This is a genomic window from Photorhabdus thracensis (assembly GCF_001010285.1).
GTDB lineage: Bacteria > Pseudomonadota > Gammaproteobacteria > Enterobacterales > Enterobacteriaceae > Photorhabdus > Photorhabdus temperata.
The window spans coordinates 183726-198354 of the sequence record NZ_CP011104.1 but is presented as its reverse complement, the minus strand read 5'-3'; the positions used below and the strand labels follow the sequence as shown (position 1 = coordinate 198354).

The window sequence follows — 14629 nt, the reverse complement described above, 5'->3', positions numbered from 1 at the left end:
CTTTGTAGCATTAATTACTGCTGAATTTCACGCTGAGCAATAAATTCCAGAGCCTGATTAATACGGGCCAGAGTACGGCTTTGCCCGATAGCATGAATAGTCACATCCACACCTGGAGATTGACCTGCTCCAGTTGCAGAAACACGCAGTGGCATACCAACTTTACCCATACCAACTTCCAGCTCATCAGCTGTAGATTGAATAGCATGATGAACATTTTCGGGTGTCCAGTCAGTAATTGAAGCCAGTTTTGCACAAACAACTTCAAGAGGTTGACGGGCAACTGGACGTAAATGTTTCTTCGCTGCATCTGCATCAAACTCAGCAAAATCCTCATAGAAGTAGCGGCAGGACTCGGCCATTTCTTTCAGCGTCTTGCAGCGTTCACCCAGCAGTTTAATCAGATCAGCCAATTGTGGGCCATTACGGGTATCAATACCTTGTTGCTCAATGTGCCATGCTAGATGAACGGCAACTTTCTCTGGGGGCAGGGCATTAATATAGTGATGGTTCAGCCATTGTAGTTTTTCTGTATTGAATGCACTGGCGGATTTATTGATAGCATCCAGGCTGAAGAATTCGGTCATCTCTTCAATACTGAAAATTTCCTGATCACCGTGTGACCAACCCAGACGAACCAGATAATTCAGCAGTGCTTCTGGCAGATAACCATCATCACGGTATTGCATAACACTCACTGCACCGTGACGTTTAGACAGTTTTTTACCATCATCACCCAAGATCATCGAAACGTGTGCATATTCTGGAACTGGGGCACCCAGTGCTTTCAGAATATTAATTTGACGTGGTGTATTATTGATATGGTCTTCACCGCGAATGACATGGGTGATTTCCATATCCCAGTCATCAATGACAACACAGAAGTTATAGGTTGGAGAGCCATCGGTACGACGGATAATCAGATCATCAAGTTCCTGATTACTGAATTCAATTGGGCCACGGATACTATCATTAAAAATAATAGAACCTTCTTGTGGGTTGCGGAAACGGACAACATGGGGGTGATCCGGATTATGCTGACATTGATTATCACGGCAACGGCCGTCATAACGGGGCTTCTCGCCATTTGCCATCTGAGTTTCACGTAGTTCTTCCAGACGTTCTTTAGAACAATAGCAATGATAAGCAGTCCCTTGCTCCAGCATTTGATCAATAGCCTGGCTATAGCGATCAAAACGTTTAGTCTGATAATAAGGACCTTCATCCCAATTCAGATTTAACCAGTTCATACCGTCCATAATGGCATCAATGGCTTCCTGAGTTGAGCGTTCAAGGTCAGTATCTTCGATACGCAATACAAATTCGCCTTTGTTATGGCGGCTATATAACCAGGAATAAAGTGCGGTACGTGCACCGCCAACATGGAGATAGCCAGTTGGGCTTGGTGCGAAACGGGTTTTAATTTTACTCATTGGGGATTGCCTTAATTACGTTTCACTTTTCAATGAACGTTATTGGTGATTTAAAGTAATAAAAGTGGAGGTTATTTTATCACTGGACTTTAATTCCTCAATGCTGTTAGCGGGATGTTGTTGAGAAAAGTCAGCATATCTGCTTAAACTGCACCCTAAGTGATGATAATTATCTCACCTTTGTTTAATTTTGAGACGAACGATATTTTTCCCTAGAAAAAGCGTTGACTCATCCTGAACTATCCCTATAATGCGACTCCATCACGACGGGGCGATTAGCTCAGTTGGTAGAGCATCTCCCTTACAAGGAGGGGGTCATCAGTTCGAATCTGGTATCGCCCACCACTCGTTGTGATAAAAATGAATTTATGATTGGGCGATTAGCTCAGTTGGTAGAGCATCTCCCTTACAAGGAGGGGGTCATCAGTTCGAATCTGGTATCGCCCACCAATCATAAATTCAGTGGTTTAAGGCAGTAATAGTCATTATGAAGTGGGCGATTAGCTCAGTTGGTAGAGCATCTCCCTTACAAGGAGGGGGTCATCAGTTCGAATCTGGTATCGCCCACCACTTCATTAGATTGTTCCAGCACTATCACACATTTTTGGTATGGGTCGTTAGCTCAGTCGGTAGAGCAGTTGACTTTTAATCAATTGGTCGCAGGTTCGAATCCTGCACGACCCACCATGCCAAAAGACATAGTTAGAGTAGTTCCCCTATAGATGGGTCGTTAGCTCAGTCGGTAGAGCAGTTGACTTTTAATCAATTGGTCGCAGGTTCGAATCCTGCACGACCCACCATTCCAAAAGACGTAGTTAGAGTAGTGCCCTTATAGATGGGTTGTTAGCTCAGTCGGTAGAGCGGTTAGCTTTTAATCCATTAGTTGCAGGTTCTAGCCTGGCAAATCATCTTCAATATGTGATATCCCGATTGTGCAAACTATTCGTGCCCAAACCACCTATACCAATAATGTCAGATGAGATAAGCTTTACGTAATTGTTGTGCTAGCTAATTATTAGGATATAAAAATGAATCTCTACGGACTCGTGGCTGATATTGGTGGTACGAATGCCAGATTAGCACTTTGCAATTTGAAAGATGGGGCTATTGACCAGATTAAAACATATAGTGCAAAACAATACGCTGGGTTGGAGTCTATTATCAGCCATTATTTGGCGGAGCAAAAAGTAATAATAACTTATGCTTGTATCGCTATTGCCTGCCCGATAAATGGTGATTGGGTGGAAATGACTAACCACCAATGGGCATTTTCTATTAGTGAGCTGAAACAGGCGCTTGGGCTAGAAAAATTAGATGTTATTAATGATTTCACTGCCGTATCTATGGCTATCCCCATGCTGACAGAGGAACATAAAGTTCAATTGGGAGGGGGAGCTGCGGTTGAAGATAAACCAATTGCTGTTTATGGGGCTGGAACTGGCCTTGGTGTGGCTCATTTGATAAAAGCGGGCAAGCAATGGATTAGCTTACCTGGTGAAGGTGGTCATGTGGATTTTGCGGCAAATAGTGAAGAACAAGATGCAATATTAGCTGTTTTACGTCGCAAACTGGGGCATGTTTCGGTAGAAAGAATCTTGTCCGGTAGTGGATTAGTGAATCTCTATCAGGCCATTGCAATTTTGGATCAGAGTCAGCCGGAAGATTTAGAACCCGAAATAGTGACGCAGCGGGCATTAGATGAAAGTTGCCAATATTGCCATCGCGCCTTGGCACTATTTTGTGAAATTATGGGGCGATTTGGCGGGAATTTAGCTTTAAATATGGGAACTTTTGGTGGTGTATATATCGCTGGTGGCATAGTGCCGCGATTTCTTGATTTCTTTAAGCAATCGGATTTTCTTTATGGATTTGAAGATAAAGGGCGCTTTAAAACATTAGTACAACAGATTCCTGTTTATCTGATTACTTATCCGCAACCTGGATTATTAGGCTCAGGGACATATTTACGGCAACAACTTTCACTGATTGATTAAGTTATAAAGGCAGATATATACATATTGAAAATAATGATTGTATATATCTGACTAAAATCCCTGAAAATATAAATTATGACTTTGTATTATATTTGTTTTTTCGTAAATATTTTTATATTACCTATGATTTGTTTTCAACAATAAACCATAGGTAATATTGCTTAATATTGGAAAATACAATCATTTATTAATTATCTGAAATGGAATTATATTATTAATTCTAATGAAAATATATTAATTCATTGCAATGTTATAGATATCTGTCTCAAATGAATAATTGTATGTAACCACTTAAAATAAACATATCATATTAAAAAGTATAATAAATTAATATTTTGTTTATGTTTTTAGTGTTTTTTAATAAATGGATTAATCAGTAAATAGATATTTTTCTGATGATATAATAAAGTGTCTTTTTTATTGATTATATGGTTAATTAAAGAATTATAAAAGGATATCAAGATCTTAAATGCGAGATTATATTTTATATGGCAAAAATTTTATTTATGGTACGAAGATATTGATTTATATATGAAAATATTATTGATCTATATATCACTGTAACACTGACTTGTGCTTTCAGGATAATTAGAAATTGGATATGGTTATAGATTCTTCAAATAAAGTTTCTATTAATATGAACTGGTTACATTTTAATCCAAATGCTGTTATGCTCTTTTCATATAATATTGTGTTTGGAATGTATGCCAAGAACATGATTTTTTAGTCTATCTTATTATTTATAAAGAAAAAATCAGACTGTATTAACGTTGGTGAAGTCATTTTCTGGCGTCCCCTGCAGGGATCGAACCTGCAATTAGCCCTTAGGAGGGGCTTGTTATATCCATTTAACTAAGGGGACAATATCCACATTATAACTGCTTTTCTTTCCTAAGATAAGGCGTTATGAACTGTTTGCCTATTTAGCAACCACTCAAATTGAGTACCATTCAAGTTGAATTGTCAGTAATATTTATACTGTTGATGATCATCGGTGGGTAATGCACAAATTGATTTGCCGGATCTAGAGGTTATTACTTGGAGAAATGTATGACGTATCGTTTGGGCGGAATCGCTCTTACCGCCGCATTGTTGGTGGGGTGTGCCAGTTCATCTAATACTGTTGAGCAGGGGCGTTCAGACCCTCTGGAAGGTTTTAACCGTACAATGTTCAACTTTAATTATGATGTTCTTGATCCTTATATTCTACGTCCAGTCGCGGTTGTATGGCACGATTATGTACCAATGCCTGCCCGAAATGGCTTGGGTAATTTTCTAAGTAATCTCGAAGAGCCGGCTAGCATGGTAAACAGTTTCTTACGTGGTAACCCGTATCAGGGAATGAAACATTTTAATCGTTTTTTCCTGAATACCATTTTTGGGATGGCGGGGTTGATTGATGTTGCAACTATGGCAAACCCTAAGCTGGCAAAAGAAGAGTCGAAACGCTTTGGTAGTACTCTGGGCTATTATGATGTGGGATATGGCCCTTATGTCGTATTGCCGGGCTATGGCAGTTTCACTCTACGTGATGAAGGGGGAAATTGGGCTGATATGACTTATCCAATGCTAAGTTATCTGAATATCTGGATGTCAGCCGGTAAATGGGTATTTGAAGGTATTGAAACTCGTGCTCGTTTACTGGATTCTGATGGTTTGTTAAAGAATTCATCAGATCCATACCTGATGATGCGCGAGGCTTATTTCCAGGGCCATGATTTTATGGCAAGTGACGGTAAACTGGAAGCTACGAAAAATCCGAATGCTGAAGCATTAAAGGATGAGTTGGACAGTATTGATTGATAGTTATCTTCTGGTTTAACTCTATAAATAAAAAAGGATAGCAGCAAGGCTATCCTTTTTTAGGCGCTACATATTATCAGAATGCGTAGTTGAAGTTCACACCATATAGCCAGGCAGAACCTTTCGCATCAAATTCGTATGGTTTATTGGCCGGATCAGTTGATTGTTCAGACAGCTTCTCTTTAACCGTGACTTTTTGACCATGCATATAAGAAACACCTACGTCAACAGACATATCTTTGTTAAATGCGTAGGTTGCGCCAGCACTTAACCAGAAACGGTCCTGATCAGGAATAGAGATAGAACGGTTTTCAGCAGGAATCGGGCTGTCATCAAAGGCGATGCCGGTACGGAATGTCCAATTGTCATCGTGATAATAAGTTGTACCTAAAGCAATCCGGTAGGCATCTTTAAAACCTTCATGTTTACTGAACAGGACTGCACCGTCTTTATTTCTGGTGCCTTTCAGTTCACTAAACTCACTCCAGCCTGTATATGCCAGGCTATAGTGGATAGCCCATTTAGGTGCTACGCGGTTGTAACCGGAAACTTCCCAGATATCTGGTAAATTAAGATCCAACTTACCACCAATGGTTTGGCCGCCGGTGGCAGGTAATTGCGCGATTTTTCCTATCATAGGAGGAATGTCGTTTTTATAGTCACCGTCTTTAAATTTAACTTTAACTTTAGAACGGTAAGTCAGGCTGTAGCGGTTATTTTCATCCACTTCGTACATGATGCCTGCGTTCCAACCATAGCCCCAATCTTTGCCTGACAGATTAGCAACCTCATCAGTTGGTTTTATTAGGCCGTTCAGTTTATTTGACAGAATACCCGCATGGCGGACGATTTTCGCATCAGCATAAACGGCGTTCAGTCCCAAACCAAAGCTGAAGTTATCGTTCAGTCGATACGCACCGCTCAGGTTGAAGTTCAACGTTGTCAGATCAGTTTTACCGCCGATAGGGCCTGCTTCATAGTTATTGCTAAAATCAGTAGACAGACCAAAGTTAGTGGTGACCGAAGTACCAACAAACCATTGATCATCAATCGGCATAATAAAATGCAGATTAGGTATCCATGCGGTAGGCGCAATGTTTTTAGCGTTGGTACTTTTACCCGTCATTGGTGATTTACCGGTAATATCAACATCTGGGTTGATATAGACGGCACCAATAGAAAACGATGGGCGATCAAACAGAGTCATTGCTGCTGGGTTACGGCTGCCTACAGTTGCGTTATCAGCAACAACTCCTTCCCCGGAAAAAGCCCGGCCCAAAGCCGAAGTAGAAAATTCATTTAACTGGAAACCGGCAGCGCCAGCATTGGATGAAATTATAGCCACTGCAACCGCTAATGCTGAACGGGTGAACAGGTTTTTCTGGCTCATGACCAAAACCCTCTTGTTTATTATTTAACTATGCCACTTATCTTAGCAAGGAGCGCAGGATTGTAGAGTCGGTTTGTCTTGATGACAAATCAGACCAGTCGTGAAGTATAGGTCTGATAACAGCTGGTGTTGCAAGAATGTTTTTAAAATATGACCAAATTGATATCAAAAACGCGACTCAGTTAACAAAAAAATGATTTTGAGTGTTAATAAAAACGTTTAAAAACGACTTTTTGAGATCAGATTTCGACGAGATAAATATACTCATAGTAGAGTAGGCACTGGTTCCCCGGTGGTAAGAGGGATAAAATATTAAGACGGGTTATTAATACTTGGGGAATGAAAATATGGCTGATGTAATGAACCGGTATGGCGCAGGAGAAACCGCAGCTTGCTGCTGCGTGTTTTGGATAAATAGCGGAGTGTTTTACTGAGTCCCTCCTTATTGTTATTTCTTTTTTACCGCTTGCGAACATGCTCTAAGAAGCATTGAAATTATTTAGCTATTAAATAAATTAAAGTTGCGCTTCCTCTCATTTTTAGTTTATTCAGGTTTGCTATTTATAAACATTACGCTAACAATGATTTATCAGGTCAGACCTGTCTAGGTCGATTAAAAGATTTTTTCAGTAATTTGATTGAGTTAACGATAATCTTTCAGGAGCCGTTATGAGTCGTCCTTTAACAAAAGTGACACAGCAAGGTGATCGTATCGCTATTGTCAGCGGGCTACGTATTCCATTTGCTAAACAGGCAACATCGTATCACGGCATACCGGCTGTGGATTTGGGTAAATCAGTCGTCAGCGAATTGGTGGCCAGGAGTGGTTTACCCCCTGAAAAGATTGATCAACTGGTGTTTGGACAAGTGGTGCAAATGCCTGAAGCGCCAAATATTGCCCGTGAAATCGTTCTTGGTGCTGGGTTGAGTGTCAATACTGATGCTTACAGTGTATCCCGTGCATGTGCGACCAGCTTTCAGGCGATTGCCAATGTGGCTGAAAGCATTATGGCCGGTACGGTGAATATCGGGATTGCTGGTGGAGCGGATTCCTCTTCTGTACTGCCCATTGGTGTGACTAAATCCTTGGCCCGTACTCTTGTGGATATGAATAAGGCGAAAACCTTATCACAGCGTCTTAAGTTACTTAGCCGCCTTAAATTTCGTGATTTATTGCCTGTATCTCCAGCGGTAGCGGAATATTCTACAGGTCTGCGTATGGGAGATACCGCAGAACAAATGGCGAAGACTTACCGTATCAGCCGGGAAGATCAGGATGCATTGGCACATCGATCCCATATTCTGGCAGCAAAAGCCTGGGAACAGGGATTGTTGGTTGATGAAGTCATGACGGCTCATTTCCCACCATACCGTGAAGCATTGCTTGAAGATAACAATATTCGTACAAATTCCGTATTAACTTCCTATGCGAAGCTGCGTCCGGCATTTGACCGCAAGCACGGCACGGTCACTGCCGCAAACAGTACACCGCTGACAGATGGCGCTGCGGCAGTCATATTGATGCGTGAATCTGTGGCAAAAGGGTTGGGAATGAAACCGCTTGGTTATCTGCGTAGTTATGCATTCTCAGCAATTGATGTTTGGCAGGATATGCTACTGGGGCCGTCATACGCGACACCAATAGCGCTCGATCGTGCAGGTATTACGCTGAAAGATCTGACTTTAATTGATATTCATGAAGCCTTTGCTGCTCAGACACTGGCAAACCTAAAGATGTTCTCCAGTGATGAATTTGCCCGTAATAAATTAGGGCGTGCTCAGGCAATTGGTGAAGTCGACATGGATAAATTTAACGTCTTGGGTGGGTCAATTGCTTATGGGCACCCATTTGCAGCAACAGGGGCTCGTATGGTGACGCAGGTATTGAATGAGTTGCGTCGTCGTGGCGGCGGATTGGGGTTAACGACTGCTTGTGCTGCTGGCGGGTTGGGCACAGCTATGGTATTGGAGGTGCAATAATGGCTCAGTCTCAGCATGACGCTGCAACCATCACTGCGGATGCAAAACAGACAGCTTCCGTTTTCAGTTTTGATATAAGGCCGGACAAGATCGGTGTTATTACTATTGATGTTCCGGGAGAAAAGGTAAATACGCTGAAAGCAGAATTTGTTGATCAATTTCTGCATGTTTTCAAACAAGCTCAACAATCTTCCGGCCTTAAAGGATTAATTTTGATTTCCGGTAAGCCGGATACCTTTATTGCCGGAGCTGATATCTCCATGATCGCCGAGTGTAAAACCAAAGAAGAGGCACAAGATCTGGCTGAAAAGGGCCAGAAATTGTTTTCTCAAATAGCCAATTATCCTTTGCCTGTTGTGGCGGCGATTCATGGTGCTTGTTTGGGGGGCGGTCTGGAACTGGCGCTTGCATGTCATTGGCGTATTTGTTCACTGGATGATAAAACCCGTCTTGGATTACCTGAAGTTCAACTTGGGTTATTACCGGGTTCAGGTGGTACTCAGCGGTTGCCAAGATTAATTGGTGTCAGTTCAGCTTTGGATATGATTCTGACAGGCAAGCAATTACGGGCGAAACAGGCATTGCGGCTCGGTGTGGTGGATGACGCGGTGCCGTCGGATATTTTGCTGGAAGTTGCTGTTGAAAAAGTTAAAAAAGGCATTCCGGTGTGTAAGCCTTTGCCATGGCAACAGCGATTGTTAGTTGGGCCGGTGGGAAGATATTTTTTGTTTAATATCGTTCGCAAAAAGACGTTGGCGAAAACTCGTGGGCACTATCCGGCTCCTGAGCGAATTCTTGCTGTTGTCAAAGAAGGTCTTGAGAAAGGTATGACCCAAGGTTTACGGGCCGAGGCAACGGCATTCGGTGAACTGGCAATGACACGGGAATCTGCCGCTTTACGTAATCTGTTTTTTGCTGCAACTTCACTGAAAAATGAAACGGGTTCATCAGAGAAACCCGCGAAAATCGAACGTGTTGGTATATTAGGTGGTGGCTTAATGGGTGGGGGAATTGCTAATGTAACAACCATCCGTGGCAAACTACCGGTGCGTATCAAAGATATTAATGAAAAGGGTATTAGTCAGGTACTAAAGTACACATGGGATTTATTGTCTAAACGGGTGAAGCAAAAACGATTACGCCCCGCAGAGCGCGCTCAACAAATGATGCTGATTTCGGGAACGACGGATTATCGCGGTTTCGAACAGACAGATATTGTTGTTGAGGCGGTATTTGAGGATTTGTCACTGAAACAGCAAATGGTGGCGGAAATTGAAGCAAATGTTAAACTAGAAACCGTATTTGCATCCAATACCTCTTCACTGCCTATCCATCAGATTGCAGAAAAAGCTCAACGACCAGAGCAGATTATTGGTCTGCATTATTTTAGTCCAGTGGATAAAATGCCTTTGGTGGAAGTGATTCCACATAAAGGAACCAGTGAAAAAACGATTGCTACCGCGGTTGCTCTGGCAAAGAAACAGGGTAAAACCGCTATTGTGGTCGGAGATAAAGCCGGGTTTTATGTGAACCGGATCCTTGCGCCTTATATCAGTGAAGCAGCGAATTGCCTGGTAGAAGGAGAACCAATTGATCATATAGATAAGGCACTGGTTAATTTTGGTTTTCCGGTCGGGCCGATCAATTTATTAGATGAAGTCGGCATTGATGTTGGCACCAATATTATGCCGATTCTGGTAGAGCAGCTAGGGCCGCGTTTTGCTGCGCCTGAATCTCTTGATGCGGTACTGAAAGATGGTCGTAAGGGCAGGAAAAATGGCCGTGGCTTCTATTTGTATACATCAGAGGCCAGAAAATTCTGGCAGTTTGGTAAGCGAAGTAAAAAGGTTGATAGCTCAGTTTATACTTTGCTGAATATTACACCTGAGTCGCGTATGATCTCTTCAGAAATTGCTCAACGTTGTGTGATGCTGATGCTTAATGAAGCAGTTCGTTGCCTGGATGAAGGGATTATCAGAAGCCCGCGTGATGGTGATATTGGTGCGGTATTTGGCATTGGTTTTCCACCATTTTTTGGTGGTCCATTCCGCTATATCGATAGTCTGGGTTGTGCCAGAGTGGTGGAGATTTTACGTAGGCTGGAAAGTCAGCATGGAGATAGATTTGTCCCTTGTGATCACTTAGTGAAAATGGCTGAACAGAATAAAAATTTCTATCCGTAGTAACCTATTATTATATTTATGAAAAAATCGATTCCGGTGTCGCTGAGGTACCGGAATCATCTTTAGTATTTTTGTATAAAAAAGATCTCTTTGAATTTCAAGCAATACCCATTGGGTTGTTGTTCAATCATTTTATTTGTTTTTGTTTTGAGTAGAATGCCTGCTGACCATACCTGAAATGTTTTTGTGATAATAATTTTTATTGTATAACTCAGGTTAGATTACTGATATTTATTATCAGTAAGATAGCTACGCTAACTCATTCATACGGTGGATTATGCAAGTTTTTATTATGCGTCATGGCGACGCAGCTTTAGATGCAATCAGCGACGCAGCCCGGCAACTCACTCCTCGTGGTTGTAATGAATCACAAGAAATGGCTCGTTGGTTGGCACAGCAGGAGCCTCAGATTGGTCTCGTATTGGTGAGTCCTTATATTCGCGCTGAGCAGACGTTACAGGTTGTTCGCAAATCCTTATCATTACCGGATGGTGAAGAAGTGTTGCCAGGATTAACACCATCAGGTGATGCTGCTACGGTTAGCAGTTATCTACAGGTTCTTGCTGAACAAGGATATAACGCTGTTTTGGTTGTCTCCCACTTACCGTTAGTCGGCTATTTGGTTGCTGAATTATGTCCGGCAGAAACCCCACCGATGTTTGCAACTTCTGCAATCACATGTGTGGATTTAGACAACCAAACTGGCAAAGGAACTCTTATCTGGCAAATCAGTCCGTCACTATTGGCAGCAAAGGCCTGATAGTTCAGCGATATATGGGATCATCAAGTTCGACAAGTATCAATAATGAGGCGTTGCCACCCCATTCTTTCGGTGCTTGGTGGAAGGCGATGATATCTGGGTGCTGGGCCAGCCATAGCGGGGTTTGCTGTTTGAGAATGTGTTTCCCGTGGCCGTGCATGACGCAGGCGCAATAGACATGTTCACGACGGCAAGCCGCGATCAATGCCCCAATTTCCTGCTTGGCCTGCATTTGAGTTAGTCCGTGTAAATCAAGGAATAGTTCTGGTGAATAGTCACCCCGGCGTAGTTTTTTCAGTTCATAATGGCTTGCACCTTCCCGCACGTAACGGGTAGGGCCTTCTGTATCAAGGTTGGGCTGAAATTCATCAGAAAAATAGTAGCTTGCATCAATTTGTTCTTGCTGTATTCGCTCAGGGGCGATATGGCTGGTCTTTTTTCTTCTAGGAGGATGTAAGACGGTATCCTGGTTTATGCATTTGGTTCCTGCTACCGATTCTTTAAACAAGCTAATCTCTTCCTCGTTTAGGGAATATTTATTCTTCATCATTGCTCAGTTAAATCAAACTATTTTGTGACAAGTGTACTGCATCTTTTTAACTATTGAACCTGATTATATTGAATGAAACCTGATTTTACTTGGTTTGTGGTCTAAAAATGCTGACAAGAAAGTGTATCCGGATAGTCAGCAAAATAATTTGACAATTATTGTTGGTTGGAAAATAAATGTATATACAACTAATAGCCTGACTGATCAGGTACTGACGAATACAGGATGCTAATCATGGCAATAGAACTGCGTGATACTGATGTCATCTGGCGTAATGCAAGATTGGCAACAATGGACTCTTCTATCAATGCAGCTTACGGATTATTAAAAGAACATGATCTTCTGGTGCGTAATGACAAGATTTTAGCGATTTTGCCCGCAGCAACATTACAGACAAACCGCTGTCAGGTAATTGATGCCCAACAACGTCTGATTACTCCAGGTTTAATCGATTGCCACACCCACTTGGTTTTTGGTGGTAACCGGGCTTATGAATGGGAACAGCGTTTAAACGGTATGTCTTATGCTGAGCTCAGTGCTCAGGGTGGGGGGATCAATGCGACAGTTTCTGCGACTCGAGCCAGCTCTCTTGAGCAACTTGAACACTCTGCGCAGCAGCGTCTTGCTGCATTTATGGCCGAAGGCGTAACGACTATTGAGATTAAATCGGGTTATGGATTAAATCTGGAAAACGAAGAAAAGCTGTTGCAGGTCGCACAAAACTTGGCGCAGCATAATTCGATAGAAATTAGCCCGACCTTGCTTGCCGCTCATACTTGCCCGCCTGAATATAAGCACAATCCTGATGCCTATATGAATCTGATTTGTGAAGTTATCCTGCCGCAGCTTTGGCAGAAAAAGCTGTTCGAAGCCGTAGATGTTTTTTGTGAAAGCGTGGGGTTTAATTTGGCACAAACCGAACGGCTCTTTCAGGAGGCCGAACGCTGGAATATTCCAATAAAAGGACATGTGGAACAGCTGTCCAATTTAGGCGGGAGTAAATTAGTCGCTCGTTATCATGGCCTTTCCGTTGATCACATTGAATATCTGGATCAGGCAGGCGTGGAGGTTCTCAGCCGCAGTGGTACAGTCGCTGTTCTGCTTCCTGGTGCTTTCTACTTTTTGCAGGAAACACAACGTCCACCTGTTGATTTATTACGGCGATTTAATGTACCGATAGCAATATCTACAGATTTTAATCCTGGAACCAGCCCGTTTGCTTCCCTGCGTATGGCGATGAATATGGCATGCGTCCAATTTGGATTGACTCCGGAAGAGGCGTGGTTAGGTGTAACCCGACATGCAGCTCGTGCATTAGGCCGGGAAAAGAGTCACGGACAGCTGCGCGCAGGCGCTTACGCCGATTTTATTGTCTGGGATGCAGAAAATCCCGTTGATATTTTCTATGAATTGGGCCATAACCCACTGAATACCCGGGTATTTCGTGGAACTATTACACATTCCAGCATACAGCAGATAAGGAGCAGCAAATGAATTTATGGCATGCCACTTCACCGACTATTTGGCAAGGACGAAATGATTTGTCAGAAGCGAATAATGCATTACGGCTTTTTCAAACAGTTAAATTGTCCCCGTATTTTACACCGGAAGAATTTCCTCACTCTATTGCTCTGTTGGGGTTTGAATGTGATGAAGGGGTAAAACTTAATCAGGGTAGGCCAGGCGCTAATCAAGGCCCTGATTATCTGCGTAAGGCATTGGCCAATATGGCCAGCCATACAGGGCATGACAGATTGGTGGATTTGGGAAGTATTCGCGCTAATCCCAATCAATTGAGTGAGGCTCAACAAGCCCTGGCTGATGCAATTACCCAATGCCAGCATCAAAATGTGCGTACCCTGGTGTTGGGGGGTGGACATGAAACCGCTTTTGCTCATGGTGTTGGAATTTATGATGCTTTCCCACATCAGCGCATAGGTATTATTAACTTCGATGCTCATCTCGACTTACGGCGATCGCCGCAGCCGACTTCCGGCACACCCTTTCGTCAGCTTGCTGAATATTGTCAGCAACACCAACGCCAGTTTCATTATACTTGTATTGGCGCAAGTTTGGCGTCTAATACCCAGGCATTGGTAGATGAAGCCAACCGCTTAAACGTTACGGTTATCTGGGATAATCAATGTAGCGAAGCCATGCTGGACAAAGTGCAGTGGCAGATACAAGATACACTCCAACAAGTTGATTTGATTTATATGACAATCGATCTCGATGTATTGCCTGCTTATCAGATGCCGGCAGTCTCTGCGCCGGCGGCATTGGGGCTACCATTGGAGCGTCTTCTGCAATTGATTCAGCCAATCTGCCAGAGTGGTAAATTACAGGCGGCTGATTTGGTAGAACTCAATCCAACATTTGATATTCAAGGAATCGGGGGAAAGGCAGCAGCACGCCTTGCCTGGCAATTAGCACATTGGTGGTATTGATTATCCAAAATAACAATACTATTGTGCGGTTTTATTTGGCAGAAATAGCCTGATAAAGTGAACGTAATTAATCACTTAACATTTTTATA

The 14629-nt window shown here is 42.6% G+C and carries 10 protein-coding genes and 6 tRNA genes; 12 read left to right on the top strand and 4 right to left on the bottom strand.

What is annotated here, in order from left to right; all coding sequences use genetic code 11:
- Window positions 1-14: 14 nt before the first annotated feature.
- Window positions 15-1433, bottom strand: coding sequence for a glutamate--tRNA ligase (gltX, locus tag VY86_RS00600; protein ID WP_046973547.1), 1419 nt, complete (start codon window positions 1431-1433; stop codon window positions 15-17).
- Window positions 1434-1702: 269 nt separating this feature from the next.
- Here gltX and VY86_RS00595 point away from each other — a divergent pair.
- The 6 genes from VY86_RS00595 (at window position 1703) to glk (ending at window position 3427) form a co-directional block, all read left to right on the top strand.
- A tRNA-Val gene (locus tag VY86_RS00595) sits at window positions 1703-1778 on the top strand.
- 29 nt (window positions 1779-1807) lie between these two features.
- Window positions 1808-1883, top strand: a tRNA-Val gene (locus tag VY86_RS00590).
- 44 nt (window positions 1884-1927) lie between these two features.
- Window positions 1928-2003, top strand: a tRNA-Val gene (locus VY86_RS00585).
- A 41-nt stretch (window positions 2004-2044) separates the two neighbouring features.
- A tRNA-Lys gene (locus VY86_RS00580) sits at window positions 2045-2120 on the top strand.
- 37 nt (window positions 2121-2157) lie between these two features.
- Window positions 2158-2233 (top strand) — tRNA-Lys (locus VY86_RS00575).
- Window positions 2234-2461: 228 nt separating this feature from the next.
- Window positions 2462-3427: a glucokinase gene (gene glk / locus VY86_RS00570; protein WP_046973546.1), complete on the top strand. Its 966-nt coding sequence runs from the start codon at window positions 2462-2464 to the stop codon at window positions 3425-3427.
- Window positions 3428-4214: 787 nt separating this feature from the next.
- On the opposite strand, the gene VY86_RS00565 is transcribed toward glk, so the two are convergent.
- Window positions 4215-4289: transfer RNA gene (locus VY86_RS00565), tRNA-Arg, on the bottom strand.
- Window positions 4290-4477: 188 nt separating this feature from the next.
- On the opposite strand from VY86_RS00565, the gene mlaA reads away from it, so the two are divergent.
- Window positions 4478-5230 (top strand): phospholipid-binding lipoprotein MlaA, encoded by a 753-nt coding sequence (gene mlaA, locus VY86_RS00560; RefSeq protein ID WP_046973545.1) that lies wholly within the window; start codon window positions 4478-4480, stop codon window positions 5228-5230.
- Window positions 5231-5306: 76 nt separating this feature from the next.
- Here the strand turns inward: mlaA and fadL are convergent, their stop codons facing one another.
- Complete coding sequence (gene fadL, locus VY86_RS00555) at window positions 5307-6620, bottom strand: long-chain fatty acid transporter FadL (protein WP_046973544.1); 1314 nt, start codon at window positions 6618-6620, stop codon at window positions 5307-5309.
- A 669-nt stretch (window positions 6621-7289) separates the two neighbouring features.
- Between fadL and fadI the strand changes: the two genes are divergently transcribed.
- From fadI to sixA, 3 genes are all read left to right on the top strand, one after another.
- Window positions 7290-8600 (top strand): acetyl-CoA C-acyltransferase FadI, encoded by a 1311-nt coding sequence (gene fadI / locus VY86_RS00550; RefSeq protein WP_046973543.1) that lies wholly within the window; start codon window positions 7290-7292, stop codon window positions 8598-8600.
- A complete protein-coding gene (gene fadJ / locus VY86_RS00545; RefSeq protein WP_046973542.1) occupies window positions 8600-10783 on the top strand; it encodes a fatty acid oxidation complex subunit alpha FadJ in 2184 nt (727 codons plus the stop codon). Before fadI ends, fadJ begins: the two co-directional genes overlap by 1 nt.
- 277 nt (window positions 10784-11060) lie before the next feature.
- On the top strand, window positions 11061-11543 hold the full coding sequence (gene sixA / locus VY86_RS00540; RefSeq protein ID WP_046973541.1) for a phosphohistidine phosphatase SixA: 483 nt from the start codon (window positions 11061-11063) through the stop codon (window positions 11541-11543).
- 4 nt (window positions 11544-11547) lie between these two features.
- Here the strand turns inward: sixA and smrB are convergent, their stop codons facing one another.
- Window positions 11548-12090, bottom strand: a complete 543-nt coding sequence (smrB, locus tag VY86_RS00535) for an endonuclease SmrB (protein WP_046973540.1) — start codon at window positions 12088-12090, stop codon at window positions 11548-11550.
- A 237-nt stretch (window positions 12091-12327) separates the two neighbouring features.
- On the opposite strand from smrB, the gene hutI reads away from it, so the two are divergent.
- Together hutI and hutG are read left to right on the top strand one after the other, a co-directional pair.
- The gene (hutI, locus tag VY86_RS00530) at window positions 12328-13587 is read left to right on the top strand and encodes an imidazolonepropionase (RefSeq protein WP_046973539.1); all 1260 of its coding nucleotides are present in this window, start codon (window positions 12328-12330) and stop codon (window positions 13585-13587) included.
- Entirely contained in the window at window positions 13584-14540 is a 957-nt protein-coding gene (gene hutG, locus VY86_RS00525) for a formimidoylglutamase (protein WP_046973538.1), read from the top strand. Before hutI ends, hutG begins: the two co-directional genes overlap by 4 nt.
- Window positions 14541-14629: the final 89 nt, after the last annotated feature.

Excerpts from the sequence above, each read along its gene's own strand:
- sixA (WP_046973541.1), top strand. The coding sequence starts at position 11,061 with ATGCAAGTTTTTATTATGCGTCATGGCGACGCAGCTTTAGATGCAATC.
- gltX (WP_046973547.1), bottom strand. The coding sequence starts at position 1,433 with ATGAGTAAAATTAAAACCCGTTTCGCACCAAGCCCAACTGGCTATCTC.
- hutG (WP_046973538.1), top strand. The coding sequence starts at position 13,584 with ATGAATTTATGGCATGCCACTTCACCGACTATTTGGCAAGGACGAAAT.
- smrB (WP_046973540.1), bottom strand. The coding sequence starts at position 12,090 with ATGAAGAATAAATATTCCCTAAACGAGGAAGAGATTAGCTTGTTTAAA.
- mlaA (WP_046973545.1), top strand. The coding sequence starts at position 4,478 with ATGACGTATCGTTTGGGCGGAATCGCTCTTACCGCCGCATTGTTGGTG.
- fadL (WP_046973544.1), bottom strand. The coding sequence starts at position 6,620 with ATGAGCCAGAAAAACCTGTTCACCCGTTCAGCATTAGCGGTTGCAGTG.
- fadI (WP_046973543.1), top strand. The coding sequence starts at position 7,290 with ATGAGTCGTCCTTTAACAAAAGTGACACAGCAAGGTGATCGTATCGCT.
- glk (WP_046973546.1), top strand. The coding sequence starts at position 2,462 with ATGAATCTCTACGGACTCGTGGCTGATATTGGTGGTACGAATGCCAGA.
- hutI (WP_046973539.1), top strand. The coding sequence starts at position 12,328 with ATGGCAATAGAACTGCGTGATACTGATGTCATCTGGCGTAATGCAAGA.
- fadJ (WP_046973542.1), top strand. The coding sequence starts at position 8,600 with ATGGCTCAGTCTCAGCATGACGCTGCAACCATCACTGCGGATGCAAAA.